Source organism: Oerskovia sp. PE-21s (assembly GCF_056158145.1).
Map to the genome: position 1 here is coordinate 517,989 of NZ_JBUXJM010000003.1, position 15,490 is coordinate 533,478.

The following is a 15,490-nucleotide window of genomic DNA, read 5'->3' on the forward strand; positions in this document are numbered from 1 at the left end:
CGCTCAGGAGGACGCGAGCTGCAGCAGGCGAGCCCGCGATTCCGCGCACCGTCGGGCGTACGCGCCCGGGGTGTGACCGGTCACGGAGACGAAGTCCACAGCCAGGTGCGCCTGGTCGTAGTAGCCGACGTCGACCGCGAGCGCCGCGAGGTCCTGACCGGGGTCGGCGGCCAGGCGCTCGGCCGCGAGGTGGACGCGGTGACGTTGCAGGACCCACTTGGGGCCGACGCCGACGCGCTCGCCGAGGAGGCGCTGGAGGCTGCGCGTGCTGGTGCCCGCGACGCGCGCGAGGTCGGCGACGCGAGCGTGCGGGCCGAGCTCGCCCGACGTCGCGGCGTCCAGCACGCGCGAGACCTGCGGCAGCGCGGGGTCGGGGGCGAGCCGGTCGCGCAAGAGGTCCGCGAGGACACCGACGGCGGCCTGGTCCTGGCCGCGCTCGGCGAGCGCGAGGGCCCGCTCCCCCACTTCGTCGGCCTCCTGCCCCAGGACGCCCGACGCCGGCACGGACGTCCCGCGCGCCACGGCCAGCGCGCCGGGGCGCAGCTTCGCGGCGACGACGACGCCGGCCCCGAGCAGCGTCCGGTCGAACAGCCCGTCGGGGATGCCGTGGGCCGCGAACCCGCTCGACTCGGCGACGAGATTGACGCACGGGTGCGGGATCACGGTCTGGGTGAACGACTCCCCGACCGGCAGGTCCCAGCGCACGAGCCAGAACCAGTCGACACGGTCCGTGAGGTCCACCGGGGCGGGCAGGCGCTCGAGCGCGAACGCCCTGCGCGCGGCCGCGGGGTCCACGACGCCGTACGTGGTGGACGGGACGCCGGGGCCACCGGGTCCACCGGGGCTGCTCGGGGCACCGGCGGCGCCCGCGGGTTCGTGTCGCATTCCTCCAAGACTGCCACCGCGCACCCACACGACGATGGAGCCGACGCACCACGAACCGGCAGCACCCACCACTGGAGGAACCATGGACATGTCAGCCCTGCACCCGAACCTGGCCGTCTCCGACGCGCGGGCCGCGATCGACTTCTACACCGCGGCGTTCGGCGCCGAGGTCGACGACGTCATCACTGCCGGCGACGTGATCATCCACTCCGACCTGCGCCTGCCCACGGCGTCCGGGTTCTCGACGTTCACCGTCGCCCAGGAATTCCCGGGCGCGGGGTCGGTGGCACCGGATCCCGAGGGCCCGACCCCCGTGTCGTTCACCGTGCCCGTCCAGGACACCGACGCCGCGTACGCCCGCGCGATCGCCGCGGGCGCGACGAGCACGTCCGAGCCCGCGGACTGGTTCGAGGGCTTCCGCCAGGCCTCGGTGCGGTGCCCGTTCGGGCACCGGTGGTACTTCACGACGGTCGCCGGCTCGGTCACGGCCGACGACGTGCAGCGCGCGAGCGACGCCTGGATGAGCGAGCAGCCGGCCGGCTGAGCGGGCACGGACGGTAGCGTCCTGCCCATGACGATCGACGAGCACCCCGGGAGCATCCGCATCTGGGGTGCCCCGTCGTTCACCGAGGAGCCCACGGTGCCGTACCGGGCCCCTGAGGGGCGGATGGTCGCCGCGCCGTGGAGCCTTGCGACCAACGTGTTCGAGCCGGGCCACGCACGCGAGTGGCCCGACGAGGTCCACTACGAGCACGAGCTCGTCTGGGGTGAGGGTGGTCCGCTCGACGTCGAGGCCGTGGGCAGACGGTGGCTGGTCCCGCCGACCCTGGGGATCTGGCTTCCCGCGGGGACGCGGCACAGGGTCCGGGCCGATCCTGACGTGACCCTCTACGCCACCTATCTGAATCCCGACCAGGTCGCGCCACGGCCCGGCGCTCCGAGCAGGCGTGCGTACGCTGCAGGCGAGGTCAGCGCGGGCCCGAGACCCACCGCTCGTGGAGCTGGTACGCGCTCACGTCGGTGAGCGACGCGACCTGGTCGACGACCACCCGGAGGCGAGCGGCGTCGTCGGGCGCCTCGACCCAGTCCGCCGCGAACGGCGCCTCGAGCGCGTCCGGGGCCTTGTCGATGAAGACCCCGACGAGGTCCGCCAGGACCTGCCGCTGCTGGTGGTGCAGCGGCTCCTGCTCGCGCGGGGCCATGACGTACGCGACCGCCATGCCCTTGAGCGCGAGGATCTCCGCGGACGTCGTCTCCGGGACCACGAGCCGGGCCGAGTAGCGCGTGAGCGGACCGTCTCCGTACTCCTCGCGCGTCGCGGTCTGCGCCGACCCGCTGAAACGCCCGATGAGCTGGCTCGTGGAGTCCTTGAGGGCCGCGAGCGCCCGGCGGGACCCGTCGAACCCGCGCATCAGGTGGCCGGTCGCCTCGAGCCGGGAGATCGCCGCGTCGAGCTCGTCCGCGGTGTACGCGTCGCCGTACCAGGCGCGGACCGCGGCCACGACGCGCGCCCGCTCGTCGGGGTCCGCGAGGACGGCGAGGTCGAGCTTGCCGCCCACGATCGCGTCCTCGACGTCGTGCACCGAGTAGGAGATGTCGTCGGCCAGGTCCATGACCTGGGCCTCCATGCACTTGACGTGCTCGGGGGCCCCCTCGCGCAACCACGTGTAGACGGGCACGTCGTCGGGGTAGACGCCGAACTTGTGCGTCGTGGTCCCGTCCGCGCGCAGCGGCCCCTCGCCCCGGCGCCACGGGTACTTGACGCTCGCGTCGAGGCTCGCGCGGGTCAGGTTGAGGCCCACCGGGGTACCGTCCGCGGCGAAGACCTTGGGCTCGAGGCGCGTCAGGAGCCGCAACGTCTGGGCGTTGCCCTCGAAGCCGCCGTGGTCCGCCATGATCTCAGCGAGCGCCCGCTCGCCGTTGTGCCCGAACGGCGGATGGCCCAGGTCATGGGCGAGGCACGCGGTGTCGACGACGTCCGGGTCGCACCCGAGCGCGCGCCCCATCTCCCGGCCCACCTGCGCGACCTCGAGGCTGTGCGTCAGGCGCGTGCGCACGAAGTCGTCGGAGCCAGGGCCCAGGACCTGGGTCTTGGCACCGAGCCGACGCAGCGCCGAGGAGTGGACCACGCGCGCACGGTCCCGTTCGAAGGGCGTGCGGGCCTTGCTCTTGGGCGGCTCGGGGACCCAGCGCTCGACGTCGCCGGCCGAGTATCCGAGGGCGCTTCCTGGCATCGTGTGGGGCACGGGTCCCACCCTATCGACGCGGCGGGTCGCCGTGGTGCTCGTCCCCAGGGCTCCGTCGCGGGCCGCGGCGGCTCAGGCCTGCTCGGGCCGCGCCTGGAGCCCCCGGTAGACGCCCGTGCGCAGCTCGACCTCCCAGACGTCGGCCGTCGGCATGCCGAGCAGGTGGGCGACCTCGATCTCGGCCTCGACGTCGTACGGCACGCGCACGAGCTGGAGCCCGAAGGGCCCTGGCGCCTCGTCGTCCAGGCGCCCCTCGAGGACGGCCTCGAGGGCCGTGAGGTTGCCGTGGACGTCGGACACGACGGCGATCCGGTCGAGGGTCATGCGGGGATCCTGCCACGGCGACGATCTTGCCGAGAAGTGAGCAGATGCCCCTGGCCACAGCGGGTCAGGGGCATCTGCTCACTTCTCGTCACGGGGCCCAGCACACGAGCAGGCTCAGGCGAGCCGCCACACCCCCACGCCCGGGCCGTCGCCCGCCACGTCGAGGCCCGCGGCCGAGACGTCGAGACCCAGGACGCCGTGCAGCCGCTCGGCGTCGGCGCCCGCGAGCAGGTGCCGCGGCAGTCGCGCCCCGCCCCACGTGTCCCGCGCCACGACGACGAGCACGCGCTCGTCGAGCGTCTCGCGCAGGTACGCCACGGCGTCGTCGTCGACCACGAGCCAGCGCAGCCCGCCCTCGCGCAGCGCCCGGCTCCCCCGGCGCAGCGCGACGAGCCGCCGGTAGACCTCGAACGTGTCGCCGTCCCAGCGGTCCGGGCGGTCCCACGGCATGGGCACGCGCGCGTGCTCGCCGTTGATCCCCGTGAGGCCCACCTCGTCGCCCGCGAACATCACGGGCGTGCCGGGGTAGGTCAGCAGGAGCGTCGCGGCGACCTCGACCATCGCGGCCGAGCCCACGATCGAGCGCAGGCGCGGGGTGTCGTGCGACCCGAGCATGTTCCACTGGCGGGAGGTGACGGACCACGGCAGCACGGCGTCGAAGTCGCGCATGGTCTCGACCATGCTGCGCCCGCCCCGTCGCGGTGTCGTCACGGGCAGCCCGAGGAACGGCACGGCCGAGTCGTGCGGCGCGAGCCACGTCCAGATCGGGCGCGTGAACGCCGAGTAGTTCATGTTGGCGTGCCACCCGTCGCCCGCGAGGTCGAGCGAGGCGTCGTGGAAGTGCTCGCTCACCAGGACCGCGTCGGGGTTGATCGCGGCCATGGTCGCGCGGATCCGGCGCGCGATCTCGAGCGTGCGGTCCTCGTCGGCGTAGCGCCCCGTCATGTTCGCGACGTCGATGCGCCACCCGTCGAGGGCGAAGGGCTCCCCCAGGTAGCGCCCGACGACGGAGCCCGGCCCGTCGATCATCCTCGCCCCGAGCGTGGACGAGCCGTAGTTGAGCTTGGGCAGCGACGCGTGCTCGAGCCAGCCCACGTATCCGGGCTCGCCCGGCGTCCAGTAGAACCAGTCCCGTTCGACGCTCGACTCGTCGGCATGCGCGCGCCGGAACCACTCGTGGCCCGCGCCCGTGTGGTTGGTCGTCAGGTCGCCGAGGAGCCGCATCCCGCGCGCGTGCACGGCCCGCGAGAGCGACGCGTACGCCTCGTCGCCGCCCAGCAGCGGGTCGACGTGGTCGAACGTGCTCGCGTCGTAACGGTGGTTGGACCGTCCCGGGAACACCGGGGTCAGGTAGACCGTCCCGACGCCGAGCGACTGCAGGTGGTCCAGGTGCTCCTCGATCCCCCGCAGGTCGCCGCCGTAGTACTGCGTCCCGACGCCGGGCCCGGCCGCGAGCGGCTCGTCGTCCCAGGCGGCCGGCTGCGCCCAGTCCGGCACCGGTCGCGAGCCGGCCTCGGCCGAGCGCGCGAAGCGGTCCGGGAACACCTGGTAGACCACGCCGTCGCCCATCCACGACGGGGCGGGCGGGTGCACGGTCAGGCGGAAGTCCGCGGCGTCGGGCACGTCGCGGTCGAAGACCCCGCGCCCGTTGAGCCACCGGTACCCACCCGGGACGTCCAGGAAGAACCGGTAGCTCGTGACCGGGTTGTGCACCAGGACGTCGGCCACGTACCAGGACTCGTGCTCGTCCTCCCGTTCGAGCCGGGCCTCCGCCAGGCGCGGCTCGCCGTCGCGCACGGTCCGCAGCCACACGGCCCGGACCTGCGCGTCGGCACCACCGGGCACCCGTGGCACGCGCACCCGGACCGGGACCACGTCCCCCAGGGCGGGCGTGCCACCGGGCACGTAGACCTCCGAACCGTCGTGGTGCGCGGCCAGGGCGACCACCTCGCGGGGCGAGGCGGCCCTCCCGGCGGGCGTGACGTCGTCGGGCACGGTGGTGCTCACGGGTCAGCCCTTGACCGAGCCGGCCGTCAGACCGCCCACGATGTACTTCTGCAGGTAGAGGAACAGCGCCAGCACCGGGAGCGTCGAGATGACCGCGCCCGCCGTGAACAGGCCCCAGTTCGCCTCGCGCAGCGACGAGACCCACCCGTACAGGCCGACCGCGAGCGTCCAGTTGGCCTCCGAGGTCAGGACGATGCGGGCGATCATGAACTCGCCGTACGTGCTGATGAAGGACAGCAGCGCCACGACGGCCAGGATCGGCGCCACGAGGCGCAGGATGATCGTCCAGTAGATCTGGGCGTGCGTCGCACCGTCGAGCTTCGCGGCCTCGTCGAGCTCGCGCGGGACCGTGTTGAAGAACCCGTACATGAGAAACGTGTTCACGCCCAGCGCGCCGCCCAGGTACACGCAGATCAGCGCCAGCTTGCTGTCCAGGCCGAGGGCCGGGACCACGTCACCGAGGCTCAGGAGCAGCAGGAAGATCGCGATGAACGCGAGCATCTGCGGGAACATCTGGATGATCAGCAGCGACGTCAGGCCGGTGCGGCGCCCCGTGAAGCGGAACCGCGAGAACGCGTACGCCGCGGCGGCGCCCATGAGCACCGTGCCGACCGACGTCGCGACCGCGATCACGAGCGTGTTGAGCATCCACGTCCAGAACAGCGAGTCGCCGAGCTCCGCGTAGTTCACCGAGCTCACGTCGGCGAAGAGCGAGTTGGAGCCCGTGAGGGTGCCGTTCTCCGACAGCGACGCCGACAGGACGTAGACCAGCGGGAACGCGGCGAACACGACCGCGACGACGCCCACGAGGTGACGCCAGCCGAGCTCGCTGAACCAGCGGCCGGGCTTCATGCGCGTACGGCCCTCGGGACCGGACGCACCGCCCGAGGACGAGCCCGCCGAGCCGACGGGAGCGGAGACAGAGGTGGTCGCCATGTCAGTTGATCTCCTCGAACTTGCGGGTGCTCCGGAAGGCCAGGGCAGAGATGGTGCCGACGATCACGAAGATGACGATCGACAGCGCGCTCGCGAGCCCGAAGTTCTTCGGAGCCGACCCGTCGACCCCGGAGATCTGGTAGACCATCGAGATCAGGATGTCGGTGTGCCCCAGCGGGACCGAGGCGTCCCCGAACCGTGGACCGCCCCCGGTGAGCATGTAGATGAGCGTGAAGTTGTTGAAGTTGAACGCGAACGACGAGATCAGCAGCGGCGCCGTGGAGATGAGCAGCAGCGGCAGCGTGACCGAGCGCCAGGTCCGCCAGCGGCCCGCGCCGTCGATCTTCGCGGCCTCCATGACGTCCGACGGCAGCGACTGCAGCGCGCCCGTGCAGATCAGGAACATGTAGGGGAAGCCGAGCCAGAGGTTCACGAAGAGCACCGAGAGCTTCGCGAGCACCGGGTCGGTGAGCCACGGGATCTCCGCTCCCCCGAGCAGGACCTCGTTGATGAAGCCGAACCGCGTGTTGAGCAGACCCGACCACAGCAGCGCCGCGAGGAAGCCCGGGATCGCGTACGGCAGGATCATGAGCACGCGGTAGATCTTGCGACCGCGCATGCGCACGTCGTTGAACGTGATCGCGAGGAACAGTCCCAGCAGGAACGTCGTCGCCACGGACCCGATCGCGAAGACGAACGTCCACGCGAGGATCTTGACGAAGGGCTGCGCGTAGCGCCCGTCGGAGAAGGCGGTGACGAAGTTGTCGAACCCGACCGCCACGCGCCAGCCGACGGCGAGCGTCGTGCCGTCCGCGGCCTCGAACTGGCCGTCGTCGTTGGGGGTGTAGACCGTGCCGGTCGTCGTGTCCGTCATGGTGTCGCTCGCGTCGTCGTACTCGAGCGTCGACGTGTAGACGAACCCGGTCATCGCGTCCGGGGTACGGATCGACCCGTCCTCCGGGTCGTCGGACACGGGCACGCGGAGGTTCGTGACCTCCTCCTGGCGCTGGAGCACCTGGCCACGCTCGAGGACCGTGTACCCGGGGACCTCGGTCGCGCGGCCGGCCTCGACCGTCGCGTCGTCGACCACGGTCAGGGGCTGCTCGGCCGAGCCGACCTCGACGTCGCCGTCAGGGGTGACGATCGCGAAGGCGAGCGTGCCACCGTCCTCGACGACCGTGAGCGGGGCCGACTCGGAGCCCTCGACGCGGCGCTCGTTCTGGACGAGCAGGGCCTCGATGGCCTGCTCCTTGGTCGAGTTGTGCCCCGTGCCGTAGTTGGTGAAGGCGATGTAGCCCGTGTAGGCCACCACGAAGATCTGATAGGCCAGCAGGAAGATCAGGCCCGGCAGGATGTACTTGAGCGGCAGCGCGCGCTTGGAGAAGTAGACCCAGTTGGCCGCGACCAGCATGGCCGCCGACGCGGCGAGGATGCCGTACGACTCGGCCGTCCACGCGGACCAGACCACGTACACGCCCAGCGCGTCGATGACGGCCATGAGGGCGAGCTTGGCGAAGAACCCGGGGCTGTAGTTCCGGGCGTGCGACCCGTCGCGGTCCCGGCGCGGGCGTGACCGGCGCGGCCCCTCGGGCGGCCCGGAGTCCTCCGGAGCGCCGACGGCGGTGTCGGTGGGCGTGATCTGTGGGGCGGACATCGAGCCTCCGTAGTCGTGCGACACGGGTACCGGCCCGCGTCATGGGGCTGGCGCAGCGCCGCTCGTGCGGGCTGCGCCGACGACCCGCGGCCGTGGCGCCCGGTCGGGGCGCCACGGCCAGGGTGTCAGGTGATCAGGAACCGATCGCTGCCTGGATGTCGGCGATCATCTTGTCCCAGGTGGTGATCGGGTCGGCACCGCCGACGATCGCTGCCTCGGTCACGCCCCAGAAGCTCCACACGGAAGCCATCTCGGGGATCGAGGGCATGGGCAGGGCGTCGGCACCGACGGCACGGAAGCCGGCGATGATCGGGTCCTCCGCGGCGGCCTTGTCAGCCGAGACGGTGAGGGCCGGCGAACGGTTGCCCGCCTTGTACAGGGCCGTCTGGGCCTCTTCGGTCGAGAGGAAGTTGACGAGGAAGTCGTTGGCGACGAGCGCGTTCTTGCTCTGGTTGCTGAGGTAGAAGCCCTGCACGCCCACGAACGGCTGCGCGGTCTGGCCACCGGCGGTCGGGATCGGGTCGATCGCGAGGTCCAGGCCCTCGAAGGACTCGATCATCCACGGGCCGCCGACGATGAAGGGCGACTCGCCGTTCTTGAAGGCCTCGACCGCGATGTCGTACGTCGTGTCCTGGCTGAGCGTGCCGGCTGCGCCCTGCGCACCGAGCCACGTCGCGAACGCCTGGCCCTCGGGGCCGCCCATCGCGAGCTCGGAGCTGTAGGAGCCGTCCTCGTTCTGCGCGAACACGGGGGCGCCGAACGACGTCTGGAACGGGTAGTGCGTGTAGGGGTCACCCTTGGCGCCGTCCGACTGGACGAGGATCGGGAACTTGGTCCCGGCGGCCTGGCCGGCGGCGACGGCCTCGTCCCACGTGGCGGGGGCGGTCGCGGCGAGCGCGGTGTTGCGGATCAGGGCGATGTTCTCGGTCGCGTAGGGCAGGCCGTAGACCTGGCCGTCCTGCGTGAAGGCCTCGATCGAGACCTTCTCGAACTCGGCGGCCTTGTCGCCCAGCTCGAGCGGTGCGACGACACCGTTGGTCGTGAACTCGCCGAGCCAGTCGTGCGCGCCGACCGTGATGTCGGGGCCCTTGCCCGTCGGGACCTGCGCGAGGAAGTCCGCGCGGATGTCGTCGAAGTTCTTGAGGACGACCTCGACCTTGGTGCCGGTCTCGGTCTCGAAGGCCTTCGCGGCATCGGTGACCGCGGCCTGGCGGGTCTCGTCGACCCAGACCGTCAGCGCACCAGTCGTGTCCTCGGACCCCGTGGTGGGGTCGTCTCCGCTACCGCCGCCGGAGCAGGCTGTGAGCGCCAGCGTGGTGCCGAGCGCTGCGGCAAGAAGGATGCTCCGTCGCATCTGAGTCACTCCCAAGCAATCGAGATGTCAGCCGAGGGTGGCGAACCTGCCCTCCTCGGCCCTGATGGGGACGACCGTACGACGCCGGGTAGCCATGATGCAAGCGCTTGCGGTAACTTTCATGCAACGCATTGCACATCACGGTGAAACAGCTCATCGCGCACCGCCTCCGGGACTGCGACATCCAGCCCGCGAGCAACCAGGACGAGGAGGTCCGGTGTCCCCTACACTCCCCCACGTGCGTACCCGTCTCACAGATCTGGCCGAGCAGGCCGGCGTCAGTACTGCGACGGTCTCGCGCGTCCTCAACGGCAAGGTCGGCGTCGCGAGCGAGACGCGCCAGGCCGTCCTCGCCGCTCTCGACCTCCTCGGGTACGAACGCCCGGAGAAGCTCCGCAACCGTTCCGCCGGCCTGGTCGGCCTGATCGTCCCGGAGCTGACGAACCCCGTCTTCCCTGCGTTCGCCCAGGTCGTCGAGTCGCTGCTCTCGGAGCACGGGTACACGCCCCTGCTGTGCACGCAGTCGCCGGGCGGCACCACCGAGGACGAGTACGTCGAGATGCTGCTCGACCACGCGGTCGACGGCATCGTCTTCATCTCCGGCCTCCACGCCGACACCCAGGCCAGCCACGAGCGCTACGAGCGCCTGCGCAGCCGCGGCATGCCGATCGTGCTCGTCAACGGCTACGCACCGGGCGTGGACGCCCCGTTCGTCTCGCCCGACGACGTCGCGAGCGTCGAGCTCTCGGTGCGCCACCTGCAGTCGCTGGGGCACCGCAAGATCGGTCTCGCGATCGGTCCGGGACGCTTCGTCCCGGCCCAGCGCAAGCTCGCGAGCTTCGCGGACTCCCTCGTGCGGCACGGGCTGGTCGACGACGCCGACCAGGCGTCCGAGCACATCGTGGTCACGCTCTTCACGGTCGAGGGCGGCCAGGCCGCGGCCGGCGAGCTCATCGACTCGGGACACACCGCGATCGTGTGCGGCTCGGACCTCATGGCGCTCGGCGCCATCCGTGCCGCACGGTCGCGCGGGCTGCGCGTCCCCGAGGACGTGTCGGTCGTCGGCTACGACGACTCACCGCTCATCGCGTTCACGGACCCGCCGCTCACGACCGTGCGCCAGCCGGTCGCCGCGATGGGCCAGGCGGCCATCAGCGCGCTGCTCACGGAGATCTCCGGCGACCGGGCGCCCCGCTCGGAGCTGTTGTTCCAGCCGGAGCTGATCGTGCGCGGGTCGACGGGCGCCGCGCCGAGCGGTCGACTCGACAACCCCTAGCCGCAAGCGCTTACACTCGGACGACGGCTCGACGCGACAGCCCTTCTGTCGCGCCCTCGGTCGCCGTTCCGGTGATCCCCGAGGCGCTCGCGCCCGGATCCCCGCTCGGACCGTCGCACCGCAGCCGGTGCACGGCCCGGCGCCACCCAGAACTCGCAGCACCCAGCCACACCCCGCACAGTGAGGACCTGTACTCCATGTCTCGTATCGATTCGACCACGGCGCCCGAGGTCGACTCCGCCACGGCGCTCACCGCCACCCAGCTCGTCCACGCCGCCCACGAGGGCCCGGGCGAGTGGTGGCGCGACGCCGTGATCTACCAGGTCTACCCGCGCTCCTTCGCGGACGGCAACGGCGACGGGATCGGCGACCTGCCCGGGGTGACCGCCCGCCTGCCGCACCTCAAGGCGCTCGGGATCGACGCCGTCTGGCTCTCGCCCTTCTACCGCTCGCCCCAGAAGGACGCCGGCTACGACGTCTCCGACTACCGCGACGTCGACCCGCTGTTCGGCACGCTCGCCGACTTCGACGAGATGCTCGCGAAGGCCCACGAGATGGGCATCCGCGTCATCGTCGACGTCGTCCCGAACCACACGTCGGACCAGCACGCCTGGTTCGTCGAGGCGCTCGCCGCCCCCGAGGGCTCGCCCGAGCGTGCCCGCTACCTGTTCCGCGAGGGCAAGGGCGAGAACGGCGAGCTGCCCCCGAACAACTGGCAGTCGATCTTCGGCGGCCCGGCCTGGACCCGTGTGACCGCTGGCGCGGACGCGCACGTCGTGACCGGCGCCGAGGGCGAGGTGCCCGGCCAGTGGTACCTGCACATGTTCGACTCGACCCAGCCCGACCTCGACTGGAGCAACCCCGAGGTCCGCGCCGAGTTCGAGGACGTCCTGCGCTTCTGGCTCGACAAGGGTGTGGACGGTTTCCGCATCGACGTCGCGCACGGCATGGTCAAGCAGGACGGTCTGCCCGACTGGGACGGCACCGTCTCCATGGTCGAGGGCACCGACACGGGCGCCCCCGAGGACGGCTCGACCGGCGCCGGCAACTCCGGCCCCATGTTCGACCAGGACGGCGTGCACGACATCTACCGCGCCTGGCACAAGGTCCTCGCCGAGTACGACGGCGACCGCGCCCTCGTCGCCGAGGCCTGGGTCGAGCCGCTCTCGCGACTGGCACGCTACGTGCGCCCCGACGAGATGCACCAGGCCTTCAACTTCTCGTTCCTCACCACGGCCTGGGACGCCGCCCCGCTGCGCGCTGTCGTCGCCGCGTCGCTCAACGCGTCCGACGAGGTCGGCGCGCCCACCACCTGGGTGCTGTCGAACCACGACGTCGTGCGCCACCCCTCGCGCCTGGGCCTGGCCGAGCCGGGCCTGCGCCCCAACGGGATCTTCGCGCACGAGCCCCAGCCCGACGAGGAGCTCGGCCTGCGCCGGGCCCGCGCCGCGAGCCTGCTCATGCTCGGCCTGCCGGGCAGCTCCTACCTGTACCAGGGCGAGGAGCTCGGGCTGCCCGAGCACACGTCGCTGCCGAACGAGGTCCGCGAGGACCCCGCGTTCTTCCGCACCGAGGGCGCCGAGGCGGGCCGCGACGGCTGCCGCGTGCCGCTCCCCTGGTCGGCCGAGGCCCCCGGCCTCGGGTTCGGCCCCACGGGCAAGACCTGGCTCCCCCAGCCCGAGTCCTACAAGGCCCTCGCGGCCGACGCGCAGTACGGCGTCGCCGGCTCGACGTTCGAGATGTACAAGGCCGCGCTCGAGATCCGCAAGGCCGAGAACCTCGGCGCGGGCTCGCTCGCCTGGGTCGACGCCTACGCGGACTCCACCGACGTCATCGCGTTCCGCAACGGCGACGTGGTCGTCCTGGCGAACCTGGGCTCCGAGCCCGTCGTCCTGCCCCGCGGCGCGCAGGTGCTGGTCGAGAGCGGACCCACGTTCTCCGACCGCAGCGCCGACCCGCAGGTGCGCGTGCCCTCCGACACCACGGTGTGGTTCCGCGCGTGACCTGGTAGCCCGGGCTGCCCGACGGCCCGCACGACGACGGCCCGGTACCGGAGGATCTCCTCCGGCGCCGGGCCGTCGTCGTGCCTGCCGTGGCCTCAGCCGCCGGAGACGCTCAGCTCGGCCTCGCGCAGCTTCTCCTCGAACTCCTCGGAGAGCTCGCGCGAGTCGAGCCAGCCGTACGGCAGGTGTGGCTTCTTGGGCGAGCCGGCGCGGCCGCGCTGCCCCTCGGCGGCCTCGCCCGGGTAGGGCTGGTCGAGGTCGAGCGCGTCGAGCTTGCCCCGCAGCTCGTCGAGCGTCGAGACCATCGCGAGACCCTGACGCGCCTCGCCGCCCACCGCATAGCCCTTGAGGTACCAGGCCATGTGCTTGCGCAGGTCCCGCATCCCCTTGCCCTCGTCCCCGCCGAAGTACTCGATCATGAGCTCGCCGTGGCGGTAGATGGTCTCGGCGACCTCGCGCAGGCCGGGCGTCACGCGCGCGTCCGAGCCGGAGAAGGCCGCGGCCAGGTCCGCGAAGAGCCAGGGCCGCCCCTGGCACCCGCGCCCGACGACGACGCCGTCGCATCCCGTCTCCCGCACCATGCGCACGGCGTCCTCGGCCGACCAGATGTCGCCGTTGCCGAGGACCGGGATCTCGGTCACGGTCTCCTTGAGGCGCGCGATGGCGGACCAGTCCGCGGTGCCGCTGTAGTAGTCGGCGGCGGTCCGCGCGTGCAGGGCCACGGCCGCGACGCCCTCGCGCTGGGCGATGAGCCCGGCCTCGAGGTACGTCAGGTGGTCGTCGTCGATGCCCTTGCGCATCTTGATCGTGACGGGCACGCCGTACGGCTCGGCGGCCGTGACCGCAGCGCGCACGATCGAGGTGAACAGGTCCCTCTTCCACGGCAGCGCCGAGCCGCCGCCCTTGCGCGTGACCTTGGGCACGGGGCAGCCGAAGTTGAGGTCGACGTGGTCCGCCCGGTCCTCGCCCGCGATGATCTTGACCGCGGCGCCGACCGTCGCGGGGTCCACGCCGTAGACCTGGGCCGAGCGGGTCTTCTCGTCGTCCTCGAACGTGACGATGCGCAGCGACTCCTCGTTGCGCTCGACGAGCGCACGGCTGGTCACCATCTCGGCGACGTACAGGCCTGCGCCGTGCTCGCGGCACAGCCGACGGAAGGCGGCGTTGGTCACGCCCGCCATGGGGGCCAGGACGACGGGGGTCTCGACGACGTGGGGCCCGATCCGCAGGGGCGGCAGCACGTGTCCGGTTGCGGGCGCCGGGGTCTCGGGCGCACGCGTGGCGTCGGAAAGGGTGGGGAGGGTCACCCGGCCATTCTCCCACCAACCCCCGGCAGGAGAAAAAGGGCCGCCGTCCACGGGTGGACGGCGGCCCTTCTCCGGCCCCGGAGGGCAGGCGTGCTAGGCGCCGAGGAGGCGGGCGCCCAGGTACGCGGTGACCTGGTCGAGCGCGACGCGCTCCTGGGCCATGGTGTCGCGGTGACGGATCGTCACGGCCTGGTCGTCGAGCGTGTCGAAGTCGACCGTGATGCAGAACGGGGTGCCGATCTCGTCCTGGCGGCGGTAGCGGCGGCCGATCGCCCCGGCGTCGTCGAAGTCGACGTTCCAGAACTTGCGCAGCTCGGCGGCCAGGTCGCGCGCCTTGGGCGAGAGCTGCTCGTTGCGGCTCAGCGGCAGGACCGCAGCCTTGACGGGCGCGAGACGCGGGTCGAGCCGGAGCACCGTGCGGACGTCGGTGCCGCCCTTCGCGTTGGGCGCCTCCTCCTCGTGGTACGACTCGACGAGGAAGGCCATGAGCGAACGCGTCAGGCCCGCGGCGGGCTCGATGACGTACGGCACGTACTTCTCGTTGGTGACCGGATCACGGTAGGTGAGGTCCTTGCCGGAGTGCTCGGAGTGCGTCTTGAGGTCGAAGTCCGTGCGGTTCGCGACGCCCTCGAGCTCGCCCCACTCGGAGCCCTTGAAGCCGAAGCGGTACTCGATGTCGACCGTGCGGGTCGAGTAGTGCGACAGCTTCTCCTTCGGGTGCTCGTAGAGGCGCAGGTTGTCGCGGTCGATGCCGAGGTCGACGTACCAGTTGGTGCGCAGGTCGATCCAGTACTGGTGCCACTCCTCGTCCGTCCCGGGCTCGACGAAGAACTCCATCTCCATCTGCTCGAACTCGCGCGTGCGGAAGATGAAGTTGCCCGGCGTGATCTCGTTGCGGAACGACTTGCCGATCTGGCCGATGCCGAAGGGCGGCTTCTTGCGGGCCGCGCCGACGACGTTCTGGAAGTTCACGAAGATGCCCTGCGCGGTCTCGGGGCGCAGGTAGTGCATCCCGGACTCGTCCTCGACCGGGCCGAGGTACGTCTTGAGCATCATGTTGAAGTCGCGGGGCTCGGTCCACTGGCCGCGCGTACCGCAGTTGGGGCAGACGATCTCGGCGAGGCCGCCCTCGGGGGCGCGGCCCTTCTTCTCCTCGAACTCCTCGATCATCTGGTCCTCGCGGAACCGCTTGTGGCACGAGAGGCACTCGGTGAGCGGGTCGGTGAAGACGCCGACGTGGCCCGAGGCGACCCAGACCTCGCGCGGGAGGATCACGGAGGAGTCGAGGCCCACCACGTCGTCACGGCTCGTGACCATGGTGCGCCACCACTGCTTCTTGATGTTCTCCTTGAGCTCGGTGCCGAGCGGTCCGTAGTCCCAGGCGGACCGGGTACCGCCGTAGATCTCGCCCGAGGGGAAGACGAACCCGCGCCGCTTGGCGAGGGAGACGACGGCATCGAGTCGAGAAGGCGCAGTGGCCACAGTTGATCACTCCAGG

At 71.6% G+C, this 15,490-nt stretch carries 13 protein-coding genes; 4 read left to right on the forward strand and 9 right to left on the reverse strand.

Translation table 11 applies throughout. From position 1 onward, the window contains the following. Window positions 1–3: 3 nt before the first annotated feature. The gene (locus ACZDYF_RS08280) at window positions 4–885 is read right to left on the reverse strand and encodes a helix-turn-helix domain-containing protein (protein ID WP_475055359.1); all 882 of its coding nucleotides are present in this window, start codon (window positions 883–885) and stop codon (window positions 4–6) included. Window positions 886–973: 88 nt separating this feature from the next. Here ACZDYF_RS08280 and ACZDYF_RS08285 point away from each other — a divergent pair, with 88 nt between their 5' ends. Together ACZDYF_RS08285 and ACZDYF_RS08290 are read left to right on the forward strand one after the other, a co-directional pair. Beyond that, window positions 974–1,429 carry a VOC family protein gene (locus ACZDYF_RS08285; RefSeq protein WP_475055361.1) on the forward strand — a complete coding sequence of 152 codons (456 nt, stop codon included), beginning with the start codon at window positions 974–976 and terminating at the stop codon, window positions 1,427–1,429. 27 nt (window positions 1,430–1,456) lie between these two features. Continuing rightward, complete coding sequence (locus ACZDYF_RS08290) at window positions 1,457–1,909, forward strand: AraC family ligand binding domain-containing protein (protein WP_475055363.1); 453 nt, start codon at window positions 1,457–1,459, stop codon at window positions 1,907–1,909. Here ACZDYF_RS08290 and ACZDYF_RS08295 read toward each other — a convergent pair. From ACZDYF_RS08295 to ACZDYF_RS08320, 6 genes are all read right to left on the reverse strand, one after another. Then, window positions 1,854–3,119 (reverse strand): deoxyguanosinetriphosphate triphosphohydrolase, encoded by a 1,266-nt coding sequence (locus ACZDYF_RS08295; RefSeq protein ID WP_475055507.1) that lies wholly within the window; start codon window positions 3,117–3,119, stop codon window positions 1,854–1,856. The two genes, ACZDYF_RS08290 and ACZDYF_RS08295, sit on opposite strands and share 56 nt — an antisense overlap. Before the next feature lie 84 nt (window positions 3,120–3,203). Then, window positions 3,204–3,455: a hypothetical protein gene (locus tag ACZDYF_RS08300; RefSeq protein WP_475055365.1), complete on the reverse strand. Its 252-nt coding sequence runs from the start codon at window positions 3,453–3,455 to the stop codon at window positions 3,204–3,206. 114 nt (window positions 3,456–3,569) lie between these two features. Further along, window positions 3,570–5,402, reverse strand: coding sequence for a glycoside hydrolase family 13 protein (locus tag ACZDYF_RS08305; protein ID WP_475055511.1), 1,833 nt, complete (start codon window positions 5,400–5,402; stop codon window positions 3,570–3,572). A gap of 63 nt (window positions 5,403–5,465) precedes the next feature. Continuing rightward, a complete protein-coding gene (locus ACZDYF_RS08310) occupies window positions 5,466–6,398 on the reverse strand; it encodes a sugar ABC transporter permease (protein WP_191788999.1) in 933 nt (310 codons plus the stop codon). 1 nt (window position 6,399) lies between these two features. Continuing rightward, window positions 6,400–8,052, reverse strand: coding sequence for an ABC transporter permease subunit (locus tag ACZDYF_RS08315; RefSeq protein WP_475055367.1), 1,653 nt, complete (start codon window positions 8,050–8,052; stop codon window positions 6,400–6,402). 133 nt (window positions 8,053–8,185) lie between these two features. Further along, complete coding sequence (locus tag ACZDYF_RS08320) at window positions 8,186–9,406, reverse strand: sugar ABC transporter substrate-binding protein (RefSeq protein WP_475055369.1); 1,221 nt, start codon at window positions 9,404–9,406, stop codon at window positions 8,186–8,188. A gap of 238 nt (window positions 9,407–9,644) precedes the next feature. Between ACZDYF_RS08320 and ACZDYF_RS08325 the strand changes: the two genes are divergently transcribed. Further along, entirely contained in the window at window positions 9,645–10,682 is a 1,038-nt protein-coding gene (locus tag ACZDYF_RS08325) for a LacI family DNA-binding transcriptional regulator (RefSeq protein ID WP_307824130.1), read from the forward strand. 197 nt (window positions 10,683–10,879) lie between these two features. After that, window positions 10,880–12,685 carry a glycoside hydrolase family 13 protein gene (locus ACZDYF_RS08330; RefSeq protein WP_191788995.1) on the forward strand — a complete coding sequence of 602 codons (1,806 nt, stop codon included), beginning with the start codon at window positions 10,880–10,882 and terminating at the stop codon, window positions 12,683–12,685. A gap of 95 nt (window positions 12,686–12,780) precedes the next feature. On the opposite strand, the gene dusB is transcribed toward ACZDYF_RS08330, so the two are convergent. Next, complete coding sequence (gene dusB, locus ACZDYF_RS08335; protein WP_377677311.1) at window positions 12,781–13,992, reverse strand: tRNA dihydrouridine synthase DusB; 1,212 nt, start codon at window positions 13,990–13,992, stop codon at window positions 12,781–12,783. Window positions 13,993–14,085: 93 nt separating this feature from the next. Continuing rightward, window positions 14,086–15,474 carry a glycine--tRNA ligase gene (locus tag ACZDYF_RS08340; protein ID WP_191795396.1) on the reverse strand — a complete coding sequence of 463 codons (1,389 nt, stop codon included), beginning with the start codon at window positions 15,472–15,474 and terminating at the stop codon, window positions 14,086–14,088. Window positions 15,475–15,490 lie beyond the last annotated feature (16 nt).

Coding starts and splice junctions, on each gene's coding strand:
- ACZDYF_RS08330 (WP_191788995.1), top strand. CDS start 10,880: ATGTCTCGTATCGATTCGACCACGGCGCCCGAGGTCGACTCCGCCACG.
- ACZDYF_RS08285 (WP_475055361.1), top strand. CDS start 974: ATGTCAGCCCTGCACCCGAACCTGGCCGTCTCCGACGCGCGGGCCGCG.
- ACZDYF_RS08315 (WP_475055367.1), bottom strand. CDS start 8,052: ATGTCCGCCCCACAGATCACGCCCACCGACACCGCCGTCGGCGCTCCG.
- ACZDYF_RS08290 (WP_475055363.1), top strand. CDS start 1,457: ATGACGATCGACGAGCACCCCGGGAGCATCCGCATCTGGGGTGCCCCG.
- ACZDYF_RS08280 (WP_475055359.1), bottom strand. CDS start 885: ATGCGACACGAACCCGCGGGCGCCGCCGGTGCCCCGAGCAGCCCCGGT.
- ACZDYF_RS08310 (WP_191788999.1), bottom strand. CDS start 6,398: ATGGCGACCACCTCTGTCTCCGCTCCCGTCGGCTCGGCGGGCTCGTCC.
- ACZDYF_RS08295 (WP_475055507.1), bottom strand. CDS start 3,119: ATGCCAGGAAGCGCCCTCGGATACTCGGCCGGCGACGTCGAGCGCTGG.
- ACZDYF_RS08300 (WP_475055365.1), bottom strand. CDS start 3,455: ATGACCCTCGACCGGATCGCCGTCGTGTCCGACGTCCACGGCAACCTC.
- ACZDYF_RS08320 (WP_475055369.1), bottom strand. CDS start 9,406: ATGCGACGGAGCATCCTTCTTGCCGCAGCGCTCGGCACCACGCTGGCG.